Annotated in this window: 20 protein-coding genes; 9 read left to right on the plus strand and 11 right to left on the minus strand. The window is 70.4% G+C overall.

The genetic code is table 11. The features are described from left to right. Positions 1-255 precede the first annotated feature (255 nt). Together ABD481_RS10495 and ABD481_RS10500 are read right to left on the minus strand one after the other, a co-directional pair. A complete protein-coding gene (locus ABD481_RS10495) occupies positions 256-966 on the minus strand; it encodes an ABC transporter permease (RefSeq protein WP_344665374.1) in 711 nt (236 codons plus the stop codon). After that, a complete protein-coding gene (locus ABD481_RS10500) occupies positions 963-1,907 on the minus strand; it encodes an ABC transporter ATP-binding protein (RefSeq protein WP_344665375.1) in 945 nt (314 codons plus the stop codon). The genes ABD481_RS10495 and ABD481_RS10500 overlap by 4 nt, the downstream gene beginning before the upstream one ends. Positions 1,908-2,038: 131 nt before the next feature. Between ABD481_RS10500 and ABD481_RS10505 the strand changes: the two genes are divergently transcribed. Then, entirely contained in the window at positions 2,039-3,202 is a 1,164-nt protein-coding gene (locus tag ABD481_RS10505; protein WP_344665376.1) for a sensor histidine kinase, read from the plus strand. Further along, positions 3,199-3,885, plus strand: coding sequence for a response regulator transcription factor (locus ABD481_RS10510; RefSeq protein ID WP_344665377.1), 687 nt, complete (start codon positions 3,199-3,201; stop codon positions 3,883-3,885). The genes ABD481_RS10505 and ABD481_RS10510 overlap by 4 nt, the downstream gene beginning before the upstream one ends. Before the next feature lie 16 nt (positions 3,886-3,901). Here ABD481_RS10510 and ABD481_RS10515 read toward each other — a convergent pair whose 3' ends face one another. Beyond that, positions 3,902-6,247, minus strand: a complete 2,346-nt coding sequence (locus ABD481_RS10515) for a hypothetical protein (protein ID WP_344665378.1) — start codon at positions 6,245-6,247, stop codon at positions 3,902-3,904. Positions 6,248-6,567: 320 nt separating this feature from the next. Here ABD481_RS10515 and ABD481_RS10520 point away from each other — a divergent pair, with 320 nt between their 5' ends. The 3 genes from ABD481_RS10520 (at position 6,568) to ABD481_RS10530 (ending at position 12,954) form a co-directional block, all read left to right on the plus strand. Continuing rightward, entirely contained in the window at positions 6,568-9,342 is a 2,775-nt protein-coding gene (locus ABD481_RS10520) for an AAA family ATPase (RefSeq protein WP_344665379.1), read from the plus strand. 45 nt (positions 9,343-9,387) lie between these two features. Beyond that, positions 9,388-10,593 (plus strand): hypothetical protein, encoded by a 1,206-nt coding sequence (locus ABD481_RS10525; RefSeq protein ID WP_344665380.1) that lies wholly within the window; start codon positions 9,388-9,390, stop codon positions 10,591-10,593. A gap of 348 nt (positions 10,594-10,941) precedes the next feature. Continuing rightward, positions 10,942-12,954 (plus strand): AfsR/SARP family transcriptional regulator, encoded by a 2,013-nt coding sequence (locus tag ABD481_RS10530; protein WP_344665381.1) that lies wholly within the window; start codon positions 10,942-10,944, stop codon positions 12,952-12,954. A 118-nt stretch (positions 12,955-13,072) separates the two neighbouring features. Here ABD481_RS10530 and ABD481_RS10535 read toward each other — a convergent pair whose 3' ends face one another. Then, complete coding sequence (locus ABD481_RS10535; RefSeq protein ID WP_344665382.1) at positions 13,073-13,609, minus strand: MarR family winged helix-turn-helix transcriptional regulator; 537 nt, start codon at positions 13,607-13,609, stop codon at positions 13,073-13,075. Between the two features lie 89 nt (positions 13,610-13,698). Between ABD481_RS10535 and ABD481_RS10540 the strand changes: the two genes are divergently transcribed. Continuing rightward, the gene (locus tag ABD481_RS10540; RefSeq protein ID WP_344665383.1) at positions 13,699-14,514 is read left to right on the plus strand and encodes an SDR family NAD(P)-dependent oxidoreductase; all 816 of its coding nucleotides are present in this window, start codon (positions 13,699-13,701) and stop codon (positions 14,512-14,514) included. 16 nt (positions 14,515-14,530) lie between these two features. Here ABD481_RS10540 and ABD481_RS10545 read toward each other — a convergent pair whose 3' ends face one another. Beyond that, a complete protein-coding gene (locus ABD481_RS10545; protein ID WP_344665384.1) occupies positions 14,531-16,009 on the minus strand; it encodes a sialidase family protein in 1,479 nt (492 codons plus the stop codon). Positions 16,010-16,191: 182 nt separating this feature from the next. Then, positions 16,192-17,817, minus strand: coding sequence for an outer membrane protein assembly factor BamB family protein (locus tag ABD481_RS10550; protein WP_344665385.1), 1,626 nt, complete (start codon positions 17,815-17,817; stop codon positions 16,192-16,194). Between the two features lie 251 nt (positions 17,818-18,068). Between ABD481_RS10550 and ABD481_RS10555 the strand changes: the two genes are divergently transcribed. Then, positions 18,069-18,719 carry a hypothetical protein gene (locus ABD481_RS10555; protein ID WP_344665386.1) on the plus strand — a complete coding sequence of 217 codons (651 nt, stop codon included), beginning with the start codon at positions 18,069-18,071 and terminating at the stop codon, positions 18,717-18,719. Between the two features lie 142 nt (positions 18,720-18,861). Here ABD481_RS10555 and ABD481_RS10560 read toward each other — a convergent pair whose 3' ends face one another. From ABD481_RS10560 to ABD481_RS10580, 5 genes are all read right to left on the minus strand, one after another. Beyond that, on the minus strand, positions 18,862-19,854 hold the full coding sequence (locus tag ABD481_RS10560) for a COG1361 family protein (RefSeq protein ID WP_344665387.1): 993 nt from the start codon (positions 19,852-19,854) through the stop codon (positions 18,862-18,864). An 82-nt stretch (positions 19,855-19,936) separates the two neighbouring features. After that, positions 19,937-20,617, minus strand: coding sequence for a hypothetical protein (locus ABD481_RS10565; RefSeq protein ID WP_344665388.1), 681 nt, complete (start codon positions 20,615-20,617; stop codon positions 19,937-19,939). 47 nt (positions 20,618-20,664) lie between these two features. Continuing rightward, positions 20,665-21,213, minus strand: a complete 549-nt coding sequence (locus tag ABD481_RS10570; protein ID WP_344665389.1) for a hypothetical protein — start codon at positions 21,211-21,213, stop codon at positions 20,665-20,667. 85 nt (positions 21,214-21,298) lie between these two features. After that, complete coding sequence (locus ABD481_RS10575) at positions 21,299-21,910, minus strand: hypothetical protein (RefSeq protein ID WP_344665390.1); 612 nt, start codon at positions 21,908-21,910, stop codon at positions 21,299-21,301. 101 nt (positions 21,911-22,011) lie between these two features. Further along, on the minus strand, positions 22,012-22,278 hold the full coding sequence (locus ABD481_RS10580; protein WP_344665391.1) for a response regulator transcription factor: 267 nt from the start codon (positions 22,276-22,278) through the stop codon (positions 22,012-22,014). Between the two features lie 210 nt (positions 22,279-22,488). On the opposite strand from ABD481_RS10580, the gene ABD481_RS10585 reads away from it, so the two are divergent. After that, positions 22,489-23,478, plus strand: coding sequence for a LuxR C-terminal-related transcriptional regulator (locus tag ABD481_RS10585; protein ID WP_344665392.1), 990 nt, complete (start codon positions 22,489-22,491; stop codon positions 23,476-23,478). Continuing rightward, complete coding sequence (locus tag ABD481_RS10590) at positions 23,475-24,467, plus strand: hypothetical protein (protein ID WP_344665393.1); 993 nt, start codon at positions 23,475-23,477, stop codon at positions 24,465-24,467. The genes ABD481_RS10585 and ABD481_RS10590 overlap by 4 nt, the downstream gene beginning before the upstream one ends. The last annotated feature ends 146 nt before the right edge of the window (positions 24,468-24,613 follow it).

A 24,613-nucleotide genomic window follows, 5' to 3' on the forward strand; every position in this document is an offset into this window, starting at 1 on the left:
GGTTGAGTCCGCTGGGTGAGGTACGGACCGGCAAAGACTGGGGCGATGTTCCCATCTTGCGGTTCTATCGCCCCAAGTTCTTCAGCCCGCGTCCGACGTACCGGTTCGTGCTCGGCCGTGGTTGTCGGGATTGCGGAGCTCTGCAAATGTTCCTGACGGATTACGACCGAAAGCTATTGAATGAGGAAGCTGACGGTCTCGAAGACGTCAGGTCCGACATGTAGGTTATCCCCAGGTTATGTTCTTTTCACGCAGTTAGCGGCGAGGTTCCCAGCGAAAGCAGGCGCGCGCGGTAAGCACGCCTGCGAGAGTCCATGCCAGACTCGGCGCCAGCAGTGACAGTACGGAGACAAGGCTTCCGCCGTTCCCGTTCCACGCTGTCGAGACCAGCTCCGCCATCGCGCCGCCGGGCAGCGCTCGCCGGACGGCATTCGGCCCGCCGAGGCTCTTTGCCTGGAACCACACAGCGGCGCCCGTCGACACCAGGAAGATCGGCGCTGTCGTGTACTGCGCGTGCTCCGGCGAGTTCGAGAAGCCGGCGGTGGTGAGGGCCAGGCTCGCGAACATGGCCTCGGAGAGCAGGATCGCCACGATCAGGAGCAGCGGGTTCGCAGGCGGGTCCGAGGAGCCGAGCACGCCGAACACCACACCGATCTGCGCCATGCTCACTAGAACCACCGGCAGCAGGATGCCGGCGATGATCTCTAGGTCGGAGGCGGTTCCGCCGCGCATCCGCTTCAGGAAGAGGGTCTGGCGCCGAGCGGCGAGGGTGGTCGTCGCGGTTACGTAGGTGCCCATGGCGATCATCAGAACCGCCTGCACGCCGGCGATATCCCCGCTCGGCTTGTGCGGGTCCCTGCTCGCGAAGAGGAACACTCCGAAGGCGAGCGGGAAGAGGATTGCGCAGCTGGTGACCAGCCGGTTCCTCAGGAGCATCTTCGCTTCGGCTACGGCGATGGCGTTCACTTGTTCTTCCCTTCTTGGCCCTCGGGCCTGCGTCCGAGTGTCCGGAATATGTCGTCGAGCCCTGACTCCCGGACGCTGAACCGCCGCAGCACATGACCGTGGCCGGCAGCCCACGCCAACAGAGCGGCCACGTCCCGCTGGACGTCCCGCGTCTCGATGACCGCGAGTCCGTTCTCCGTCCCTGCCAAGGGCAGCGGGAGGCCCTGGACCGCCTCCGGCGGCACGAAGCGGATCGTGCTGACACCCCCTTCGGTGAGCTCGCCGAGCGTGCCCTGGCGCCGGATCGAGCCCGCGTGCATCAGGCCGACCCGGTCGGCGTGCTTCTCGGCCTCCTCCAGGTAGTGCGTCGTCAGGAGAAAGGCGGTGCCGTCGCTCTTGAGCTCGTCGACCACCGACCACAGGGCTTCCCGCGACGCGGGGTCCAGGCCGGTCGTCGGCTCGTCGAGGAACACCAGCTCCGGGCGGCCCCAGATCGCCATGGCGAAGTCGACGCGGCGCTTCTCGCCGCCGGACAGCTGCGCGGCACGTGTCCGACTTCGATGACTGATACCGACGTGCTCCAGAACCTTGTCGACGTCGTCCCGCCGGCCCGAGATCGCCCCGGCCAGGGCCACCGTCTCTCGTACGGTGAGGTCGGCGGCGAGCCCGGAATCCTGGAGCATGATCCCCATACGGGGCCGGACGTGACGCCGGTCGGATGGATCGCCACCCAGGACGCTGATTCGGCCTGCCATCGCGGGTCGGTGGCCTTCAAGCACTTCGAGCATGGTGGTCTTGCCCGCGCCGTTGGTGCCCAGCAACGCGTAGAGCTCGCCTCGGCGCACGGTCAGGTCGACGTCTCGGACCGCGACATGCGGAGTCTTCGCGGAGCCGGACCTCGCCTGGTACGCGAAGCTCACGCCACGGGCCTCGATGACGGTGTCCTGGGTGGATGGCTTCATGACGTCCACGATCGGTGTCGCGGCGAGCGCCGCGTAGTGTCGTGGACACACCGCCTGACCTGACATTTGTCAGGCCGGACAGTGACATTCCAGGGGGTTCGCGATCAGTCCCGTCACCATAGAGTGGCCTGGTGACGCCGGAGATCGTGGGAGCGGGAGGCAGTCCGGGCGGTCCGGGCGGTCCGGGCGGTCCGGATGCCGAGGCTGACGCCGACGTGCCGGCGCTTGCCCGAATGCGTCGCTACACGACCTGGGCTCTGGTCGGCATCGTCGCGGGCTACGTGTTTCTCGTCGCGGGGCAGAGTCGTTCGCTGTGGAGTCTGGCGGCGATGCTCGGAGTCGGCGCCATGGTCTGCTGGCAGTGCCTGTACTGGGAGCACGGCGCGCCGAGGGTTCTTGCCGTGGCGACGTTGGCCGTCTCCTACGCCATGTACTGCGTCGTCGTCGGCAACCACGCCAGCCCGATCGGCGGAGTCGCCTTCGCGCTGTCGGTCGGGCTCGTGGTGAGCTCGCCGGCGTTCGCACAGTGGTCCTGGACCTTGCTCGGGGTCGCTCTCGCGGTACTTCCCGCGGTGCTGATCCGTGCGGACGGCGGCTACATTGCCCTCGTGGTGGCGATGATCGCGGGCTCGGTGGCCATGTTCCGGGTCAACCGGTTCGGGTTCGGCCTCTACTTGGAGATCGACCAGGCCCGCCGGACGACGGCCGAGCTCGCGGTCGTCCGCGAGCGTTATCGCATCGCCGCCGACCTGCACGACATTCAGGGGCAGGCCCTGCATGTCAGCCGTCTGAAACTGCGGTTGGCCGACCAGCTGCTGGCCGACGACCCCGGGCTGGCTCGGGCGCAGGTGCGGGAAGCCGAGCAGCTCATTGCGGACGCGATCGCCGAGACGCGACGGCTGGCCTATGGGCAGCGACGTCTCACGTTCGCTGGGGAGTTGGCGAACTCAGAGTCGCTCATCCGGGCGGCCGGGATCGAGCTCGACGTCGCGGGGACGGTTCCGGTCGGCCACCGGCTCGATGAGCTGTTCGGTCTCGTCGTTCGCGAAGCGACGACGAACCTGCTGCGGCACGCGCAGGCCGAGCAGGTCGTGATCACCATCGGGGCGGACTCGGTACGGATCGTCAACGACGGAGCCACGGAGGACGCGCGGGCCCTGAGCGGTCTGGCACGGCTCGGTGAGCGGTTCGCGGCGGCGGGCGGAACGCTGACGACGTCGCGGGCCGGGGAGACGTTCACGACGGCGGCGCGGGCCGGGCTCGACCTGACCGCCTCCACGGAGACGGCGCCATGACCAACGCTAGCAACAGCGCCACGAACAGCCCCACGCACAGGCTCACGAACAGTCCCACCAACGACGTCGCGAGCGACACCCCGATCCGCGTCCTTCTCGCCGACGACGAGACCCTCCTGCGCACCGCCCTCGTCAGCCTCCTGAGTCTCTCCGGCCGCATCGAGGTCGTGGCGCAGGCCGCCGACGGCCTCGAAGCCGTGGCGCTCGCCGCGACCCGCGCCCCGGACGTCGTCGTGCTCGACCTGGAGATGCCCGGCATCGACGGCATCGAGGCCGCCCGGCGCATCCTCGCGGCGCGGCCGGGCCAGGCCGTCGTCCTGCTCACCAGGCACGGCCGCGCCGGAGTGCTGCGGATGGCGCTGGCCGCCGGAGTCCGCGGCTTCCTGCTGAAGTCGGTCGATCCCGGCGAGCTGGAGCGGGTCATCCTCCATGTCGCCGCCGGCAAGCGCTGGATCGACGCCGAGGTGTCGGCCGCCGCGATGATGGACGACTGCCCGCTCACCGAGCGGGAGCTCGACGCGCTGCGGCTCACCACGGAAGGGCTCAGCGTCCGCGAGATCAGTGCGCGGCTGCATCTCGCGTCCGGCACGGTACGCAACTATCTGTCCTCTGCGATGCAGAAGACCGGCGGCTCGTCGCGGCATACCGCCGCCCGGGTGGCGCGGGAGCGCGGCTGGCTATAGCCAAGCTTCCGGCGCCCTACGCCAGCAACCAGTGCTCCGGTCCCGTTGACGACGGCTCGTCCACGGCGATGGGACGGTCGATCACGGCTCGCAGCCACTGCGCGGGCGCGACCAGCCCGGGTAGATCGGTGAGACCGGCCGGCTCGGCCAGCTGCCTCAGCCGCACCAGGAAGTCGATGCGGTTCTGGACCACGGCCATCCGCAGGTTCGAGAACGACTCGATACCCGTGTGCTGCAACAGATAGAGCATCTTGGCATCGGCGAGATCCTGGTGGACCGCCCCGATGCCGGCGATGCCCGCCATACGATCGACGGTCGCGGTCGGCACCTTCAGGAACGTCGCCAGGTCGGCCCGCTGCTCCGGTCGACGAGTCGCGGCCTCGACCAGCGACGGCGTGGTGAGACAGGCCTTTGCCAAAGGTGCGGCGAACGACGCGAACGGCGGCAGCCCCAAGAAGTCCTGGGGCGGCGGAGGGCTGGTGAGGATGACGAAGCGGGGATCCTCCCGCAGGTCCCGGAAGCACAGGTCGCGCCGGGCCATGTCCTTCACGGTCTCGGTGCTCATGGCGAAGGCCAAGTCGCGGAACAGCCTGGTGAGCGCCGCTTCGCGAGTCTTGGCGGGACGGTTGTTCAGCGCCTGCGCCTCAAAGCACGCGTAGTTGTAGGCCAACGACGGCGACGCCACGTTGACCGTGTCCGGCTGCCGCCTGGGCGGTTCGCCGTCGAAGGCCTCCACGCACAACTTCAGGTTGGCGATGTACCGCCTCAGCGGCTCCACGGCTTCGTCCTCCGTGGTCTCTCCTGCCGGGTAACGCTGGTTGAACGTGTCGATCGAGGCCATGGCCCGCGCCAGGTCGGGTGCCGGGTCGCTGCCGTGCTCGTGCGCATGGTGGGTCGCGATCGCGAGCCAGGTGAAGGCGCTGCGGTACAGGATCTGCGGCGCCAGCCGCTGGTACTGCAAGGTCACCTCGGCCGCCGGGTCCTCCGGGATGATCTCGTCGCGCAGTTCGTCCAGCCGGGTGGCGAGGTCTGCCGCGTACCGGCTCCCGGGCCGCTGCTTGATGAGGGCTCTGAGATATTCGTACCGGGCGTTCGCATTCCGGGGATCCATGTTGGTCGCGAGCCTCAGCATCTGGAGCGGCTTCTCCCCGCCGCTGGTCAGCGACTTGCTGCTGGCGATCACTTGCAGGGTGGTGCTCCGCCACTTGGTGGCGCCGCCCAGTCCCGCCCTCGACTTCGGATAGACGAGGCTGAGGTGGTGGAGGATGAACGCGCCCGCACCGGTGAGCAGCTGGGCGCGGGCCCGGTCGACGGCGTCCGGATCGGCCCGGTCGATCCGCGCCAGCTCGACGTCCTGGCGGCCGAAGACGTCGACGTCGGCGAGCCGGCCGTTGCGGGACAGGGTCATCGCCAGCCGGCCGTCGTCGACGAACGCCACCGCCAGACGCCACGTGAGGCCCGGCCGCACGGCGAAGACGACGTGCGCGATCGTCCCCACCAGCTGGCCCGCCGGGGTGGCGCTGAGGTCGCTGTTGACCAGCGCCCCGAGCGCCTTCGAAGGCAGGCCCGGACTGACATCCCGCTGTTGTTCGAGGCCCAGGGTGGTCAGGCGCGCGAGCAGGTACTCGGTGGCGGCCTCGTCGCGCTTCCCGTCGCCGGCCCGGACTTCGACTTGAGCCTTGAGGTTCTGGCCGAACGACACCGCGGTGACGATGACGCCCAGCACGCACATGGCCGCGTAGCAGACGACCAACTGCGGCGTCGGGTGCTCCAGGCTGGGGACCTTGGCGCCGGAGCCGACGACCAGGACCACGATGCCGAGCGCGGTGAGACAGCGACGGAACACCTGCCAGTCGCTGCCCCGGTACCAATCGGCACTCTGAAAGTCCTGCGACCAGGCGAAAAGTCCGAAGGTCGCGAGAATCAGGGCCATGACGATCAGCCAGGCCCACGCGCTGACGGTATTCAGCGGAGTGAAGTTCTTGAGCATCGCATAGCCGGGCAGGCCGAACGCGGACAGGAGAATGATGGCGACGCCGAGGCACTTGGTGTAGCGGAGCGACGCCGCGTTCCACTCAGGAGCGTCGGGCTTGACCAGCAGGCCGCTGACCAGGCCGCTTGCCACCGACAACGCGACGCCCAGGACCAGGGACGCGCCAAGGAAGCGATAGGCCGTCCCGACGTGCGCGGCGTAGAAGCGGTCCCAATTGGTGCTGGCCGAGGCGCCGGTACTGGAGGGTTCGGCCGACGCCACAACGAACATCAGCGAGCCCGCGACGATCACCAGCAGCGCGACGACGAAAGGAACAAGCGCGAGCCATTTGGCTTTTCCACGTTTGTCATGCCCTGCCGGTTGAACCATGAGGTTCACCGCCTGACCTTCACCGCTGCTTCGTCGAGCCTCAAGCAATGTGACGACGGTCACTTATTATACCGCTCGGGCTTGTGACCAGCCATTTGACCGCGCGCGGACCGGGCCGGGGAAGCCGGTGGTCCGGGGCCGACTCGCACTGCTTCGGCAAAGAGGACTTTTTGAGGACTGGCACACTCGCCCACTGGGTGATTGCCCCATGACGGGTAAGAGTTCGGATGAAGCCTGGCAAGTTGTCGGTGCGGATGCCAGGCTAGGGAGCACCCTGGTTTGCCAGGATTTGCGAGGGTGGTGCTGGGAGGGCGCGGGCAGTGCTTTTGGGTCGTGATCGGGAGTCCGCGCGCGTCGAGGAGGCGTTGGATCGGGCGTGCTCGGGGAGCGGCGAGATCCTGTTGTTGCGCGGAGATCCGGGCATCGGGAAAAGCGTGCTGCTGGCGCGGACCGTCGAACGGGCCGCGGAGCGCATGCTGGTGTTGCAGGCCCGCGGGTTCGAGACCGAGGCCGAGATCGGGTACAGCGTGCTGGCCGACCTGTGCCGGCCGTTGGGCGACGAGATCGACGAGCTGCCGGAGCTGTTGCGCGAGGCGCTGCTGACGGCGACCGGGGCGGCGGCGAGCAGCGGCGAGGGCAGCAGCGCGTTCGCCGTCGGGCGGGCGTTGACCGTCCTGCTCCAGAACGTCGCCGCGCACCAGCCGGTGCTCATCGCCCTCGACGACGGCCACTGGGCCGACGAGGCCTCCGCCTACGCGCTGGCGTTCGCGGCGCGGCGCCTCGGGGACGCCGCGACCGCCGTGCTCATCACGCTGCGCAACGGCGAGCCGAGCGTGTTCGACGGTTTGGACGTGCCCTCGGTGGAGCTCTCGCCGCTGGAGCGGACCGCGGCCGAGGCGCTGATCGGGGCGGAGGCGGCGCGGCGCGTCGGGCCGCGGATGGCCGAGCACATCCACCGCGCCGGCCAGGGGAACCCGCTGGCCCTGCTGGAACTGGCCGACGCGGCGCTGAGCGGCCGGCTGGACCCGGACGACGATCAGGTGGTGCCGTCCGGGTCGCGGCTGGAGCACGCCTTCGCCACCCGGCTCAAGCGGCTGCCGGAACGCTGTACCAGGGCTCTGATGGTGGTGGCGACCAGCTACACCGGCGGGCTGGCGGAGACCGCCGGCGCCATGGAGCGCCTCGGGATCTCGGAGTTCGACCTGGACCTCGCCCGCATGGAGCATCTGGTGTGGGAGGAGGAGGACCGCTGGCAGATGCGGCATCCCGTGTTCCGCTCCGTCGCCTACCAGCACTATCCGATCGCCGAGCGGCGCCGGGCACACCGGGCGTTCGCCGACTGGCTGGCCGACAACGGCGGCGGGGTCGGCGGGACGTTCCTGGCCGACCAGCGGGCCTGGCACGCGGCCGCGGCGGCGCTGCCCGGCGACGAGGAGGCCGCCACGCTGCTGGCCGAGGCCGCCGACGCCGCCCGCTCGCGCGGGGCCCTGGCCGCGGCCCGCCGCGCCTACCTGCGCACCCGAGAGCTCAGCGCCGAACCCGGGACCAGGGCCGCGATGTCGCTGGGCGCCGCCGAGTGCGCGCAGGTGTCCGGCGACGTGGAGACCGCGCAGGTCTTGGCGCGCGAGGCATTGCGGTACGCGCAGTCGCCGGACGTGACCAACGCGGCCAACCGGGTCCTGCACCAGATCACCTTGGCCCGGGCCGGGGCCGAGGAGGTGCTGGAGCTGTTCGAGGCCGACGCCGACGCGCTGGCCGAGCACGAGTCCGACCTGGCCGCGTCCTACCTCGGCGCGGCGGGAGCCACCGCGATCACCGCGACCCGCCTGCACGACACCGTCCGGCTCAGCGCGAAGGGCGTCGCCCTGACCCCTTCGGGCGTCGGCACCGGCGCCGCGGCCGCGCGCACCATCAGCGCCTTCGGACTCGTCAGCACCGGCCGGGCCGCGGAGTCGGCGGCCGTGATCGCCGACTATTTCCCGGCCTTCCGCGAGGCCGATCCGTGGCGGCAGAGCTTCGAGACCGTCGGCTGCACCGGAATGGTGCTGATCTGGCTGGGCCTGATCGGGCAGGCCGGGGAGTACGTCACCCGGACCGCGCGCCTGCTGCGTCAGGCCGGCGCCGAGGAACACCTGCCCCTGTTGCTGATCCCGCAGGTCCTGCTGTCCATTCGCAAGGGCGAGCTGACCGCCGCGCACGAGGCGGCCGAGGAGTCCCGGCGGCTCGGCGGCGAACTCGGGCAGCGCCAGGTCGCCCCGCTCGCCGTGGCCCTGGCCGCGCGGCTGGCCGTGGTCCGCGGCAACTTCACCCGCGCCCGGGACCTGGCGACCACGACCGAACAGCTGACCGAGGCCACAGGCGCCAGTTTCTACCGGGACATCGCGAACACCGCGGTGGGCTCCGCGGACCTGGCCCAGGGCCGGTATCAGGAAGCTGTGTCGGTCCTGTCCGGGGTCCGCGAGCGCCTGCTCGCCGGCGGCATGGTCGAGCACAGCTTGTTCATGCCGACGTTCGGCGACTACATCGAGGCGCTGACCCGGATCGGCGCCGACGACCGGGCCCGCGCCGAGGTGGCCGAGGAGCTGCCGCGGGCGGAGGCCGGCGGCTTGCAGGCCGCGCTCGCGGTCGTCTACCGGTGTCAGGCGCAGGTGCTGTCGCCCTGCGAAGCAAGGCCCTGGTTCGATCGGGCGATGGCGGCGCACGCGGTCTCCGTCGACGCCTTCGAGCAGGCCCGGACCCAGCTCGCCTACGGCCGGTTCCTGCGCGAGGACGGCGAACGCGACGCGGCCGACCGGCTGCTGACGGCGGCGGTGACGGCGTTCACCGGGATGGGCGCCGACGCGTGGCTGGAGGAGGCCGAGACCGAGCTGGACTTGCTGGCGCTTCCGGTGGAGCTGTCCGGGGCCCGGTTGGCGGGTCAGGAGCGGCGCGTCATGCGGCTGGCGGCGGAGGGCGCGACGAACGGCCAGATCTCCGAGGCGCTGGGGATCGCGCCGCAGACTGTGGACCGCTACCTGGAGCAGGTATTCGACAAGCTCGGAGTCCGCCAGCGGTCAGAACTCGCCGGGCTGCTCCAGAGGGGGACCGGAGTTTAGCCGAAGCCTTGGCGCCGCCGGACGCTGGGACCTACGCTCGGCGCCATGTCTGAAGGACGGCTCGGAATCCGGCGAACGGTCCGCACCGCTGCTGCGGGAACGGCGTTGCTGTTGTTGGCGGCGGCCTGCTCCTCGTCGCCGCCGTCCGGGAAGGACGCGGCGTCGGCCCCGGCGGGTACCTCGGGCGCCTCGTCGGCGTCGCAGACCTCAGCGACGCAGGTCTCCGGGACGGCTGCGGACGCGACAACGAGCACCGCGGCGAAGACGGCCGCGACGTCGCCGTCCACCCCGGCGACCGCCAAGACTCCTGCTAAAACATCGGCCTCGGCCTCGGCCACAACCTCGGCCCCGCACGCCGACACCGGCGCCACCGGACTCGGCGGCTGCTCCGTCGCACCGCCCGACAGCGTCTGGCGGGCCCGTGTTGACCGCCTCCCGGTCGACGCCCACTCGGCGGCCTACATCGCGAGCATCGGCAGCACGCAACACGTCCACGCCGATTTCGGCGCGGGACTCTGGGACGGCGGCCCGATCGGCATCCCGATCACCCTGGTGCCCGGTGGCACCCCGGCGACCCGCGTCACCTTCGACAGCACCGACGAGAGCGACAAGGGCCCCTACCCGATCCCGGCGAACGCCGCGGTGGAAGGCGGACCGCAGGCGTCCGGCGACCGCCACGTCATCGCGCTCGATCCCCGCACCTGCACCGACTACGAGCTCTACGACGCCCAGCCGCACGCCGGCGCCTGGACGGCCGGCTCGGGAGCCGTCTTCGCGCTCCGCTCCGACACCCTGCGCCCCGCCGGCTGGACCTCCGCCGACGCCGCGGGCCTGCCGATCCTGCCCGGCCTCGCCCGCTTCGACGAGGCCTCGGCCGGCGCCATCGACCACGCACTGCGGATCACGGTTCCCCGCTCACGGAACGCCTACATATGGCCCGCACGGCATCAGGCCTCGAACAGCTCGGACCCGGCTCTCCCGCCGATGGGACTGCGGCTACGGCTGAAGGCGTCGGTCGACATCTCCGCGCTCCCGCCGCAGGCGCGCGCGGTCGCGCAGGCGTTGAAGACGTACGGCGCGATCGTCGCGGACAACGGATCGGCCTGGTACATCAGCGGGACGCCGGACGACCGCTGGAGCAACGACCAGCTCCAGCGGCTCGGCACGCTCACGGGTGCCGACTTCGAGGCGGTCGACGAGTCGGGTCTGCGGGTCTCGGCGGATTCCGGGGCGGCGAGATCGGGCGGGTGAGCCGAAAGGGTCCGGATGGGTCAGCACTTGTCCAGGGCTGAATCCAAGGGCACCAAGGTGGTTCGGTCTCCTAGCCTCGGACGCTCGCACGGCGTCGCGCATCGTGTGGGCGGGTTCGCCCGGTACGAGGGACGATAGAGGACTGCCGCGGCCGGTCCCTACCAGGACGCTACTCGGTGGCTAATCAGCCGCCGACCAGCCGCCGACCCGCCGCCGACCAGCCGCCGATCGGCCGCCAATCAGCCGCGTGGCGTGTCATAAGAGGTATTGCTCAGAACCCTGATACGCCATCATCGTGCGACAGGCGCCGCGTGCTGGGCGCCTTCGTCGCGAGGAGAGAGGCGCGGGGTGGGCGTCAAGTTGTGCCTGTTGGGGCCGCTGAGGCTGGAGAGCTCGGGGGCGGACGTGCCCCTCGGCGGGCAGCGGTCGCACCGGGTGCTGGCCGCGTTGGCGCTGAACGCCAACGCGACTGTGGCCACCGAGTGGCTGATCGACCTGCTCTGGGAGGCCGCGCCGGCGTCGGCCCGGCAGCAGATCCACAACACGATAGGGCTGCTGCGGAGCAGACTCAGGACGCTGACGGCGCTCGACATCGTCACCAGCGGGGCCGGCTACACGCTGGCCGTCGACGCGGACCTTGTTGACGTGCACCGCTTTCAGCGGCTGGTGAACGCGGCCGGGAGCGGCGACGCCCACCGCGATGTCGGCGCCTCGCGGCTGCTGACCGAGGCGCTCCAGCTGTGGCGGGGGACGGCCTTGGCCGGTCTCGAAGGGGCGTACTTCGAGACGGCTCGCGCCAGGTTGGACGAGGAACGGCTGTCGGCTGTCGAAGCGCTCATGGCTCTGCGGATCCGGCAGGGCGACAGCGCGATGGTGATCGGGGAGCTGACCCAGCTGGTCGCTTCCCATCCGCTGCGGGAGGCTTCGCGGGCCAGCCTCATGACCGCGTTGCACGCCACGGGGCGGCAGGCCGACGCGCTGGCGGTCTACGAGCAGGGCCGGCGGTTACTCGCCGAGGAGCACGGCCTTGATCCGAGCGACTCGCTGAAGGCGTTGCATGAGCGCATTCTGGTGGGCCCGCATACGAGTGATTCGGGCGGCGCCCAGCCGCTGTCCCATGCGTCGGCCGGGACGCCGCGAGCTGGGTCCTTTCTCCCGCACGACCCACGCGAGTTCTCGGGGCGCGCCGCCGAACTGGACCGGCTTCTCGCCGACAGCATGTCCTCGACGTCCACCGCTGTCGCCATCTCCGCGATCAACGGCATGGGCGGAGTCGGCAAGACGGCGCTGGCCGTCCACTTCGCTCATCTCGCCGCCGACACCTATCCGGACGGACAGTACTTCGTCGACCTATGCGGGTTCGCGATCGGCATCGAGCCGTTGGCGCCGGAGGCCGCGCTTCGCACGCTCCTGATCCAGAGCGGCATGCCCGACGAGGCGGTCCCGCCGGACGCCGAAGGCCGGCTCGCCGCCTGGCGGGGCCGGATGGCCGGCAAGCGCGCGTTGATCATCCTCGACAACGCGGTCGACGCCCGCCAGCTGCGGCCGTTGCTGCTCGGATCGCCGACCTCGCTGGTCCTGATCACGAGCAGGCGTCGGCTGTCCGCGCTGGAGGGAATCGTCACCCTGCAACTGGACGCGCTGCCGCGGCGGGACGCCGTCGAGCTGTTCGCCCGCATCGCCGGGCACGAGCGGGCCGCGCAGGACCCGGACGGCGTCGCGACCATCGTCGAACTCTGCGGTCGGCTGCCGCTGGCGGTCAGGATCGCGGCCGCCCGGTTCCGGGAACGGACCAGCTGGTCGGTCGCTCATCTGCGCGAGCTCATGAGCGATCAGGAGCGGCGGGCCTCGTTCCTCGACTCCGACGAGGGCAGCGTCCACATGGTGCTCGCGTTGTCCTACCGGCATCTCTCGGACGAGCAGGCTCGGGTCTTCCGCTTGCTGGGCGTGTATCCCGGCCAGCAATTCGGCGCGGAGGACGCGGCGGTGCTGTCCGCCACGTCGGCCGGCCGGGCGCGCGCGATCCTGGAGTCGTTGTTCGACGACAACCTCGTGCTGGAGACGAGTCCGGGCCGCTATCACCTGCACGATCTCGTACGGGACTGCGCCGCGCGTTTGTGCGCCGAGCACGAAACCGATGAGGAGCGGCGCCGCGCACTGGAGTGGCTCGTCGACTATCTGGTCCGGCGGGCGGTCGTCCGGTGCCGGCCGTTCGAGGCCGGCCCGGTCCGCGTCGATCCGGCCGAGGCCGCGGTGCCGAGGGCTTCGGTGCCGGTACCGGAACCGCGGTCGGCGGCGCACGCGCTGGAGCTGCTGGCTCGAACGAGGAGCTCGACGATCCTGAGCTGGCCGCCGCGCTGATGAACGCCGCGCTTATGAATGCCGCGCTGATGAACGAACTGGGCGACCCGCGGTTGTCGGTTGTCGGTTGTCGGTTGTCGGTTGTCGGTTGTCGGCCGGCGGTGGCCGGCGTGGCCGACTAGTTGTTCCGTCCTGTGCGGTCGTGCCGTGAGGCTTCGCCGAAGGCGGTCTCGTAGTGCGCCAGCAGCGTCTGCAAGGTGCTGTTGAAGGCGTCCAGCTGATCGGGCTCCAGTACATGGAACAGATCCCGTTCGGCGCGCGTCCGCGCCGCGGTGGCTTCCTGCCATCGGCGATGACCGTCGGCCGTGATCCGGACCGGGCGGGAACGCCCGTCGGCGTCCGCCACGACGGTCACCAGGCCCGCCTGCGTCAGCCGGTTCAGGCGGGTGCTGACGGTTCCCGAGGTCAGTGCCAGCTCCTGCGCGAGCAGCGTGGGTGTGCACTGACCGCCCGCGCGGACCACGACGGACAGCGCCTCCCAGTCGCCGAGGCTCATGTCCTGGTCCGCCGCCACCATGTCGAGCATGCGGGTGAACAGCCGGGAGAGCCGCCCGATCCGCTGGCGCGCGGCCTCGACCGACGGGTCGACGTCGACCATCAGCGCCAGCCAGGCGGGGAGCTCGCGGGCCACGGAGTCCGGTTCCGGAGGTGCCATACGACGAGGTTACCTTGAGGCTCAAGGTATAGTTGTCTTGAGCTTCGAGGTAAATTCTCGGCGGCGATCATGGGGAGAAGGTGGATCCGGTGACGAAGGTCTGGATGATCACGGGGGCGGGCGCGGGGCTGGGGCGGGCGATCGCCGAGCACGCACGGGGCCAAGGGCACACCGTCGTCGCCACCGCGCGCGACGTGAAGGCCGTCGAGGACTTCGACGACGCGCTGGTGCTGGACGTGCACGACCCCTCTTCCGTCGAAGCCGCGGTCGCGGAGGCGGTCCGGCGGCACGGACGCATCGACGTGCTGGTCAACAACGCCGGCCACGGACTCGTCGGCGCGGTCGAGGAATTGGCCGACGCCGACCTGCGCGCCGTGCTGGAGACCAACGTCTTCGGCGTGCTGCGCGCCACCCGCGCCGTGCTGCCCCACATGCGTGAGCAGCGCTCGGGCCACATCGTGCAGATGTCCTCGGTCGGCGGCCAGGTCGCGAACCCCGGGCACGCGGCCTACGCGACCGCCAAGTTCGCGCTGGAAGGGCTCTCCGAATCGCTCAGCGCCGAAGTGGCGCCGTGGGGGATCCGCGTGACGCTCGTCGAGCCCGGCCCGTTCCGGACGGACTTCGCGGGGCGGTCGATGCGGTACGCGGAGCCGATCCCCGCGTACCACGACTCACCTGCCGGGCAGTTGCGTGGCCGGTTCGCGTCCCAGGACGGCAATCAGCCCAACGATCCGGTCCGGGCCGCGGAGGAGATCTTCCTGGCGGTCGAGGATCCGGCCTCGCCGCTGCGGCTGCCGCTTGGTCCGGAGGCGATCGACAAGATCCGGACCAAGCTCACCAAGCAGCTCGCAGACCTCGAAAGCTTGCCCGCGCATGTCCGCGAGACGGGTTATTCAGCCTCCTGAGTCGCGGCTCCGGCGGTCAGTGAAAGGGCTCGAACACGTCGGTGTAGACGTCGGAGGGATGGTTCGGCGCGTCGAGCGTCGCGACGAACGCCACCCGGACCCCGAACAGTCCGGACGGAGCCAGCCCTTCGTAGACGCCGATGTAGTGCCCGCTGGGTGAGGGGGCCTGGAGGAAGTCGAAGTCCGGGGCGATCTGCCGCTCGGTCGGATGGTCCAGGTCGCCGAAGGGGAAGGTCTCCAGCCAGGTCGACGTCGGCAGCGTGGTCGTGTTGCCCGGCGCGAGGTGGCGCAGGTCGTAATACAGGGCACTGAGGGTCCCGGTCGGTCCGACGGTGATCGACGGGGTGTAGGCCGGGCTGTTCGGATCCTGGCTGATCCGCTTCGGCGCCGACCATGTGGTGCCGCCGTCCGTGGACTTGGCCAGTTCGGCCTGGTCGACCTTCCCGCCGGTGAAGTCCGCGCCCTCGAAGGCCACATACAGCGTCCCGGTCACCGGGTCGACCGCGGCGCTGTTCAAGCCTTCACTGGTGAGCAGCCGCTGCGCCGGGTCGTTCGGGTCGGTGTCGGCCACGAACGGCGAGCCGACGATCCGCTGCGGGGCGGTCCAGGTCGCGCCGCCGTCGTCGGACCGGATCGAGGCGTAGAAGTCGTTGTCCAGGCTGGTGAACGAACGGTCCAGGAAGACGTCGTACAGCCGGCCGGTCCTCGGGTCGATGACGATGTGGTTCCCGAGCGTCCCGGTCATCGGCGTGTCGGTGTGCCCGATGACCTGCGGAGTGCTCCAGGTCCGGCCGTGGTCGTGGGTGATCGAGAGCTCGGCGGGGTCGGTGATCGGCCCGCCGGCCGGCGCGTCGGCCTGGTCCGCGACGAGGTAGGCGGTGCCCGGCCGGGTCGGGTCCGCGGTCACCGTCGCCTCGCCGGCCTCGGCGGGCGGGAAGGTGGAACCGCGCAGCGACTGCGCGAACTTCCACGTCGCGCCGCCGTCGAGGCTGCTCGCCGCTCCGATGGCGGAGTGCCCGGTGGTGAAGTCGATCTCGGTCGTGGTGGCGTAGACGGCCCCGTCCGGACCCCAGCTGAGCCACGGGAGATCCTCCCGGCCCACCGTCGGTGAGACCGACGCGGCCCCGGCGCAGGCCCCGAAGGGCAGCACGCCTTCGGTGAAGTGAACGCCGTCGCGTGTGAACGCGTAGACGTCGGCCCTCGCCCCGCCGGGGGCGGACCAGCTGTCCTGCGCCCAGGCGACGACGGACTGCCGCGGGTCGCGCGGATTGACGGCGACGACCGGCGACTCGGTCGAGTGCGGGGCCACCTGGCCGGGACCGGCCGCTCCGGGGCCGGTGGTGCAGCCGGCGACCGGGTCGTCGGCCGAGAGGCGTTGCAAGGGGCCTGATTTGCCACCGGCGGCGGCGTAGGCGGCCGGGGCGGTGAGGACGGTCAGCGCGGCGGCGACGGCCGCCAGTCCTCTTCTGGTTCCGCGGATGGATGCAGGACGCATGGTCGCTCCATGGAGAGAAGATTCCGATCGGCGAGGAACTCACCGAGTCAGTAGTCTGATACGCACCGGGTTACACGGCGGGCTTCCAGGAGACCAGAAGGGCGGGCCCGCTCGGGCCCGCCCTTCTCCTGACCTTCTCATCTTGACGCTCGCGCGCCCGGCGGCCTTACGGCTCGGCGGCCTTACGGCCCGGCGGCCGCGATCGGCGGCGTCCTCCCCGTCCCGTTCTCCGACAGATAGACGTAGTGGCCGCCGACGGCCACCATCGCGTCGTCGGGCCAGGGGCTCATGCCCGTGGCCGCCTCCAGGTAGTTGCCGAGGACGGCGCCGGTATCGGGGTTCAGCCGCAACAGCCGTTTGTCCGTGGCGGCGACCACCGAGGTTCCGTCCGAGGCGAGGGCGAACACGCTTTCCGAGCTGCCCTTGGTGCTGCCGCCGCGGGGGTCGACGGTCCAGATCCGGCGGCCGGTCGCGAGGGAGTAGGCCGAGACCCGGCCGCCGGAGGTGTTGCCGGGCAGCGTCGCCGGGACGATCAGGGTGTCGCCGGAGACCACGAACGTCGGGCTGACCGCGACCTGCAACGCGCCGCTCGCCACGTCCTCGTCGGGGCCGGACACCGGGATCACGGTCCGCTGTGTGCCGACGTTGTTGTAGGACACGATGACGTCCTGGCCCCGGCTGCCCACCTCGTCCAGGTGGACCACCGCCGGGTCGGCCGAGAGGAACTCAGGGCCCGACTTCCACTTGCCGTTGAACGGCGGCTTCGCCTGCCACAGCAGCTTGCCGGTGGTGGTGTCCAGCGACAGCAGCTTGCCGCCGGCGTCGCCGCAGTCGATGCCGACCAGCGTGCTCGTCTTCGCCGCCAGCAGTCCGGTCGAGGAGCACCCGTCGCCGATCGGCGTCTGCCAGAGCAGGTTGCCGGTGCGCAGGTTGAAGGCCTTGACGTCGACGTCCTCCAGGACCACGGCGACGCCGGGGACCGGGGAGAGCACGTCGATGGTGACGCCGGAGCCCATCGCCACGTCCTGCGTGACCCGGTCGGTGTGCCACAGCTCCTTGCCCGTCGTCATGTCCACGGCGACGACGCCGGAGCACTTCTGGCCGTCGGGCGCGTAGGAGAGCAGGCCCACGCCGTCGGCGACGTCGCGGCTCATCGAGCACAGCGCGTCCTCGCCGGGGAACGACAGCGTCCAGCGGGTGGCGCCGGTCGCGGCGTCGTAGGCGATCGCCTTGTCGGTGCGGACGCGCACCACCGCGCCGTCCTGAGTGGCCCAGTGCCCCTCGCTCCTGACGTTCGACGGCCGGTCCGACGAGGCGGCCCACAGCTTGTGGAGGGAGGCCGGCGCGGCCGGGGTCTTCGGCCCGGCGGCCGAGACCTTCCACTCGCCGGTGCGCAGCCAGTGGTAGCCGGCCAGGCCCGGCGCCGTGCCCAGCACCATGCCCGCCACGAACACCGAGTTGGCCAGCAGCCGCCGGCGGCTCCAGGCCTTGGCGGCGACCACGAAGGCGGCGATCGCGGTGCCGATCCCGGCGAAGGTCCACAGGAACGCCAGCAGGAGCACCGGGGTCAGGCCCCGGGGGCAGGGCCGCAGGTAGACGCTCCCGCTGCCGCACCGTCCGCCGGCCTCGTCCACCAGCGCGCCCCAGCCCAGGACGTGGAACAGGATTGCCCAGTCCACGATCACTCCGGCCAGCAGCAGGAGGACCACCGCTCGCACGACGGCCTTCGGACTCGTGAACTCCGGCCGTCCGACGACGTCCTTGATGCCCCAGTGTTCGAAGCCCTCTGGGATCTTGTCCTGCACCACTTCGCTATCTCCCCCCAACAACCTGTCTCCGAGGCTCGTCGAGCGCTCAGAAGTCTCTGAGCGTGACTGTAGCGCCAGACTCCGCGCGTCACCTTCGGTACTGACCCGATAAATACCGGACGGCTTGTGGACCGTGAATAAGAATTCTGCGACAATCGCAACTACCGGAAAGTTTCCTCATACGGGGGAGGAACTCCGTTGTACGGGTATGCGCGGAAACCCCTTCCTCGGGTGATGCGAAGGAGGGGTCGATGAAACACGGTAAGCGGGTTCTGGCCAAGGGCATGATTCCCCTGCTGCTGGGGGTGGCGAGTGTGGTTCCCCTGCAGCAGGCGGTGAATGCCGCTCCGGTCCATTCGGCGGCGGCGGACAGCGGTGACGCGGCCAAGGCCGCGCGCGGGTTGGAGCTGGCTCGGCAACTGGCGGCGGCGAAGGATCCGGCGGCGACGTACGCCGGTCTGAACAGTGCGGATCGGGACGCGACCGACTACGTCACCAAGCCCGCCAAGACGGTGACGCTGGTGCAGACCTCAGGCAAGCCGGCGGCGGCCGCCGTCCAGCCCGACTTCGCCGGCTGCTGGGACGACTACGCGAAGTGGGAGGAGGACTCGGTCTACGGGAACGCCCTTTTCACTTGGTGGCTGGGCAGTGAGGTCTGCGTCAGCGGCGGTTCGGTCTACAGTGTCCGGATTTACGACGCCGGCGCCGAGACCGACACTCCGACGTGGGCACAGAACGGGAATCCGGTGCTGTCGAAGAAGAACGTCTATTGGGAAGGCCGGGCGCTCGAGAACATCGACATGCGGCAGTTCTTCCAGGACTACCACTACTGCGCACAGAATCGTCAGAACGCTGACGGCAATCACTATCTGAACAGTTCGAACTGCAACATCGACTCCTGAGTCTTCAGGGACTCTCGGGACTCCCATCCCATGGGGTGACGGACCTATCGGCGGCGGAATCGCTCGCCGGTAGGTCCGTCTCGTTGGCCGGGGCCGGTTTCGGCCCTGGCGCGATCAGCTAGGCACGGTCAGTCCGACACGGTCAGTCCGCTTCGGCGCGCCGCCGAGGACGCCGGAACACGAGGACACCCAGCGCGATCAACACGATCGCCGCGCCCGCGGTCGCGTAGGCGACAGTGTGTGACGTCTTCTTCTCCACGTTGATGGACAGATCGGTCCCGCCCAGCGCGTCCTGAGTGGCGGTGCTCACGGTGACGTGCACGGTGTGGGCACCGGGCGTGCGGGCCAGCAGCTTGAGATCGGCCGCCGACTCGGTGACCAGTTGCGGGACCCGCACCACGCCGCCGTCCTCGATCGTCACGTCGGGATCGGTGGAGGAGACCGTCAGCGAGACGTCCTTGACCGTTCCGGTCCCGTCGTTGTGGACCGTCAGGGGGACGGTCAGCGTCGAGCCCGCCGCACCGCTGATGGTGGCCGGTGCCGTGAGGTGGACCCGGTCGGGGGACTTGTTCGTCTTCTCGATGCACGTGTCGTCGAAGATCCGCAGGTGCTCGACCTTCGCGCCGCCGAACGTCGAGATCTTGAAGGCGATGGGGTTCGGGCCCGGCTTGACGCCCGCGTCCCGCATGTAGTTGGCGACGTCCACCTCGATGGGGCCGCTCGCCACATGCCCGGTCTGGGTCCGCTCGGCGATGGACGTCGCACCCCAGTCGATCCCGCCTCCGTCCGCGGTCGTGTAGACGACCTGGGACGCGTCGGCGCCGTCGGTGCCCGCGGTGAGGGTCGCGCCGCTGCCGGCGTCGCCGGGTTGCAGGGTCACCGCGGCGTGCAGGTGGATGACGTACCAAGTGGCCGGCCCTTGGGAGGCGCCGGCCGGGAACGTGATCTGCGGCCCGGGGATCTCGCGCGAGCTGGTGATCTCGTCGCTGATGTCGATGCTCGACGCGCCCAAGTCGTGCAGCGTGGTGCAGGAGGCTGGTGGAACGGCGGCGGAGCTCCGGGCTGGAGCCGCCTGGACGGCCGGAGTCATGAGCAGGGCCAGTACGCCCGCGGTGATCGCGGCTGGGATCTGCACGGTTCGGAGGACCTCCGTTTCGGACCTGGTCGGACGCCCGCGACGGGGCGGCCGGAACCGGCCGCCCCGTCACAGAGCCCTGTCACATGTGGATCCAGCTGGCCCAACCGGTGTTGTCCCAGCGCTTGCCGTGCGCGTCGGTGCCCTCCTGGGTGTTGCTCAGACCCCAGTAGTCGTCGTTGACGGCGTAGCCCGCGTTGCGGAACGCCCCCGAGAACACGTGCTTGGAGGTCTCGTCCTCCTCCGAGTAGCCGCCGCAGTTCTCGTAGTGGTCGTTGTGCGTGCTGGCGACCACGTAGAAGCCGATGGACGAGTCGTAACTGGAGTACACGTTCCGTGCGTACTGCCGCATGTGGTACGAGTCCGGCCAGGTACAGCCGCTGCCCTGCTTCTCGCCGGTCGACATGTCCCACTGGCCGATGTCGGAGATGAAGCCGTACTGGCCGCTGCCGGAGCCGTTGAACCCCGCCTTGTTGACCACGCTGCGCAGCGCCGGGATGTTCGCCCCGCCGCCGGAGAAGACCAGGTCGATGCCCCAGTCGATGTTGGACGACACGCCGCTGGTGCTGTGGAAGTCGTAGTTGTAGAAGGTGTTGCCGCCGCCGCCGAAGTAGATGTTGACGACGTTCGGCGCGTTGATGTCCGCCGAGGCCGACGGCGCCGCCGTCAGCGCGGTGCCGAGGACCAGCGCGGTCGCGGTCGCCGCCGCGATCCGGCGGGTCCGCCGGGTCTGCCGGGTCCGCCCGGCGTTCTTCATGGTCATGGCAAGGGTTCCTTTCCCGGGTCGGTCTGAGGAGGGCTGGACGCTGCTCACGGGCCGGTGTATCCGGGCGGCGCCACGACCACGGTCTTGGCCCCGGGGACGGCCAGCGGCTGGTAGCCGGCGACGGTCCCGGTCCGGGCGTCGACGTAGACCAGCAGTCCGGCGACGGCGTCGGCCCGCAGCGGGGAGTCGACCGTGCGGTAGCCCTTGGCCGAGGCGACGTCGGCGTCCGCGAAGGACACCGCCGGGTGGTGCGCGGGCAGGCTGACCGGGCTGCTGAAGGTGAGCTCGACGACCGAGCCGACGGTCGACCAGTCGGTCGCCTTCGAACCGGACACCTGGGACTTCTGCGAAGCCAGCAGCTGCTTGATGCCGGGGTCCGCGGTGGCGGTGGCGATCGCGGCCTGCTGGGCCGCGGTCGCCACATACGGCTTCGCGGCGGCGGGCCCGCCGCCGGCCACGGCCTTGACCGACGGCACCTGCGGCTGCGAAGGCGTGCCGCTGCTGGCCGCCGCGAACGTCGTCGAACCGACGAGGATCACGCCGCCGGCCAGTACGAGAAGCGCGCCGGCGGTCCGGTGGATGGAGACGTGCATGGTCCCTCCCTGGTGCTTGGGCTGGTGCTTGAGCGCGTTCATGGGAATGGGTTCCGGTCGCGCGGTGGGGTGCGCGCGACGCGGCTCAGGAGTTGACGTCACAGCTCGTCGAGTTCGCGTACACGCCGTAGTACTCGCCGTTCTGGCGGTTCTGGAGGCAGTAGCTGTAGTGGTCGACGAAGAAGTAGGCGAACTGGATCGACATCGCCGACCGGCCCTCCCAGCCGGCGTTCTTCGTCCAGGCCTTCGGGTCCTGGCTGATCTCCCAGGCGTAGGTCCAGCCCGGGTACACCTTGCCGCCGGCGGTCGGGACCCAGACGTCGGTGACCTGCCCGTTCGCGGCGCAGATGTCGCTGCGCAGCCAGAAGGCGTACAGCGCGTTCCCGGCCACGTTGGAGTAGACCATGTTCTGGTAGTCCTCCCAACAGTCGTTGTAGGACGCGGGCCGCATGACGCCGGCCGGACGGTTCGACGTCTTGGTGACCGACACCGAGACCGGCTTGAGGACGTATTCGAGATCGGACTTGTCGGCGGCGTTCAGCGCCGCGTACGCGGCCCTGGGATCCTTGGCGGCCGAGACCCGCTGGGAGACGGCCATCCCCCGGTTGATCCTGGCCTGGTCCGGCCCGGCCGCCTTGGTCGCCGCCTGCGCGGTGGATGTCATCCCGACACCTACCAGCAGCAGGAGCAACGCCATCAGGTGAATCAGAATTCTGCGTTGTTGTGCCATGGGCTTCCTCCCGTGAATGTCGTGCTGAGCCCGGCTCCTCGAACAAACCAGCAAAGGGCCTGTCCGGGCTATTGGCACTTGTGACAGGTGGCCGCGTGCAGCGCCCAGCCGACGACGATCGCGTTCGCGCGGGAGCCGACGGCGAGCTTCAGTTGGACATGTTCCAAGTGCGCCCGGGCGGTGCGCACCGTGACCCGCATGCGGCGGGCTATTTGCTCGTTTCCGTATCCGGCTCCCAGCAGGAGCAGGGCCTCGCGCTCACGAGGCGTCAGATTCTCGGTCCGCTCAAGCGCGCTGGGCATGTCGAGCGCGCAGAAGTCACTCACTGCTGTCATGAACCCTCCCCGACTTGGGGTCGGCGGGTTGGGGCGGTGCGCTGGATCCTGCCACGCCCCGCGCGCGCCCCGTCGGGCCGGTGCGGCCCATGTCCGGAAGCGGACAGCACCGCCGTTCCGCCGGTAAGGGGCGTATCATCGAGTACTGAATCGGTCGGCGGGGGGTGCCGCATCGGACGCGGCCTGTCGGATCGTGGCGCGGGGGTTCTTGTGCTTGAGTCATTCGGCTTCAGCGAACTGGGCGAGTCGGTCTACCTGGCGATGATGCGCGAGCCCGACGCGGGCGTCGCGGAGCTGGCCCGGCGGGTCGGCGTCGAGGCGAGCGCGGTCGAGCAGGCGCTGGCCGAGCTGGCCGAGTTGGCGCTGCTGCGCGGCGCCGTCCGCGGCGAGCCGGTGCCCGCCGAGCCGCTCGGCATGGAGCGCGGCCTGGAGACGCTGCGGCGCCTGCACCAGGCCGAGGCGCTGTTGCGGGCCGCGCAGCACACCACTTCGCGCGCCGTGCTCGTCGGCCTGATCGGCGACATCCTCCAGGACGCCGACCGCGTGCCCGCCGAGCGGCGCGGCGAGCTGCTCGGGGTCGACGACGTCCGGCACCGGGTGGCACAGGCCATGGCCGGCGCCGGCCACGAGGTGCTGGCCGTGGTGCCCGGCGGGGGCCAGGGCCGGCGGTCCTCGACGGCCGGTCAGCCGCTGGACGCCGAGCTGCTCGGCCGCGGCGTCCGGATGCGCTACATCTGCTCGGCCGGCCGCCGCCACGACGCGGCGACCCTGGACTACGCGGGCTGGCTGACGCGGCACGGCGGTGAGATCCGGACCGTGGCCGCGATGCCGTTGCAGATGATCGTGGTGGACGGCAAGACCGCCGTCGTCTCGCTGGATCCGTCCTCGGCCACGGCCAGCGCGGCGGTCCTGCACGACGTCGGCGTCGATCTCATGGCCGCGCTGTTCGAGACGATGTGGGAGTCCGCGACCCCGCTGCGCGGCTCGCGCGCGCCGGAGGCGGTCGTGCTGTCCGAGCTGGAGAACGAGGTCCTGCGGTTCCTGGCCGAGGGCGGCACGGACGAGATGATCGCGCGCCGGCTGGGGGTGTCGAGCAGGCATATCAGACGTCTGGCGAACCGGCTGATGCAGCGGCTCGGGGCCAGGAGCCGGTTCGAGGCCGGGGTCAAGGCGAGCCAGAACGGCTGGCTCACCTCATGAGGGCCCTGATGGGCAGCCGGTATTGGGCGGTGGGCTCCCTCCTCGTGGCGGGGCTTGTCGCCGGTCTGGTCGGGACGCTGCTCATCCGGAGGACGCCGCCGGCCTCGGCGTCGTCCTACGGCTGCTTCGGGACCGAGGACGGCTGCTCCGACTTGGGCTCTCCGCAGTTCACCATGCAGACGGTCGCCGGCCTGGTCGTGGGCGCGTTGCTGGCGGGCGCGTTGTTCTGGCTGGCCTGTCTGCCTTCGCCGACTCGGCCGCTGGTCGCGTCCGCCGTCGTCGTTCTCCTCGTCGGCGTGTTCTACGCCGGTCTGCTGTGGGCGGTGCCGGTCCGCTACGGACGGATGCCGGACGGACCTGCGTGGTGGCCGGCGGCGCTTGCGGTACCGGTGACGTTCGTTCTCATCGGTCTGATGCGGAAGGGTGCGGCGCCACGGACCACCCAGCTGCTCGTCCCACTCGTGATCGCGACCGCGCTGGTCGGCGTCGTCAGGCTGCACACCGTCTGGCACGACGACGAGGTCCGCACCGAGATCGCCCGGCTTCCGGCGCCCGCCGAGGTCCCGACGCTGGCGGGCTGGCATGTCGTCGACACCTTCATCGGCTTCGACCCCGCGGTTCCGATGGAGAACCGGAGCCATCTCACCGTCATCCTGGCCACCGATGACCCGCCGGCGGACGCGCAGCACCCGAATCCCGCGACGCGCTGGCTGGTGCTGACCACGGCCATGGAGACCGCGTCCGATCCGCAGGGCCCGCCCGCCGCCTGCACCGCCAACTGCGTTTCGGACGGCCCCGGCCGCTGGTTCAGCCACGCGGACGACCGGCCGAACGACTTCACCGTCTATGTCCGGCGCGGCACCGCCACGACGACTATCAGTGGCCTTAATCACGACACTGACGTCGACACACTGCGGCGCGCCGCGGACTCCTTGCGCCCGACGACGGCGGACGCGATCGCGCGGACCATGCGCGGCCACTTCCCCTGACCTGCGCCTTTCGAACGCGGTGTGAACGCTGCGCGGCCGGGACCGCGCCCGCGCGGTGTCGCGCGTCTGAAATTCTTCTTCAGCCGGGAAGCGACCCTGGCCGGACGCGGCTGCCTCGGTTACGGTGCCGATAGAAAAGTTGGCCA

This window comes from Catenulispora yoronensis, assembly GCF_039531695.1.
GTDB lineage: Bacteria > Actinomycetota > Actinomycetes > Streptomycetales > Catenulisporaceae > Catenulispora > Catenulispora yoronensis.

Bases quoted from the DNA above. Each gene is read 5' to 3' on its own strand.
- ABD481_RS10580 (WP_344665391.1), bottom strand. From the start codon at position 22,278: ATGACAGCAGTGAGTGACTTCTGCGCGCTCGACATGCCCAGCGCGCTT.
- ABD481_RS10535 (WP_344665382.1), bottom strand. From the start codon at position 13,609: ATGGCACCTCCGGAACCGGACTCCGTGGCCCGCGAGCTCCCCGCCTGG.
- ABD481_RS10510 (WP_344665377.1), top strand. From the start codon at position 3,199: ATGACCAACGCTAGCAACAGCGCCACGAACAGCCCCACGCACAGGCTC.
- ABD481_RS10500 (WP_344665375.1), bottom strand. From the start codon at position 1,907: ATGAAGCCATCCACCCAGGACACCGTCATCGAGGCCCGTGGCGTGAGC.
- ABD481_RS10590 (WP_344665393.1), top strand. From the start codon at position 23,475: ATGAGGGCCCTGATGGGCAGCCGGTATTGGGCGGTGGGCTCCCTCCTC.
- ABD481_RS10570 (WP_344665389.1), bottom strand. From the start codon at position 21,213: ATGCACGTCTCCATCCACCGGACCGCCGGCGCGCTTCTCGTACTGGCC.
- ABD481_RS10545 (WP_344665384.1), bottom strand. From the start codon at position 16,009: ATGCGTCCTGCATCCATCCGCGGAACCAGAAGAGGACTGGCGGCCGTC.
- ABD481_RS10515 (WP_344665378.1), bottom strand. From the start codon at position 6,247: ATGGTTCAACCGGCAGGGCATGACAAACGTGGAAAAGCCAAATGGCTC.
- ABD481_RS10525 (WP_344665380.1), top strand. From the start codon at position 9,388: ATGTCTGAAGGACGGCTCGGAATCCGGCGAACGGTCCGCACCGCTGCT.
- ABD481_RS10565 (WP_344665388.1), bottom strand. From the start codon at position 20,617: ATGACCATGAAGAACGCCGGGCGGACCCGGCAGACCCGGCGGACCCGC.
- ABD481_RS10575 (WP_344665390.1), bottom strand. From the start codon at position 21,910: ATGGCGTTGCTCCTGCTGCTGGTAGGTGTCGGGATGACATCCACCGCG.
- ABD481_RS10555 (WP_344665386.1), top strand. From the start codon at position 18,069: ATGAAACACGGTAAGCGGGTTCTGGCCAAGGGCATGATTCCCCTGCTG.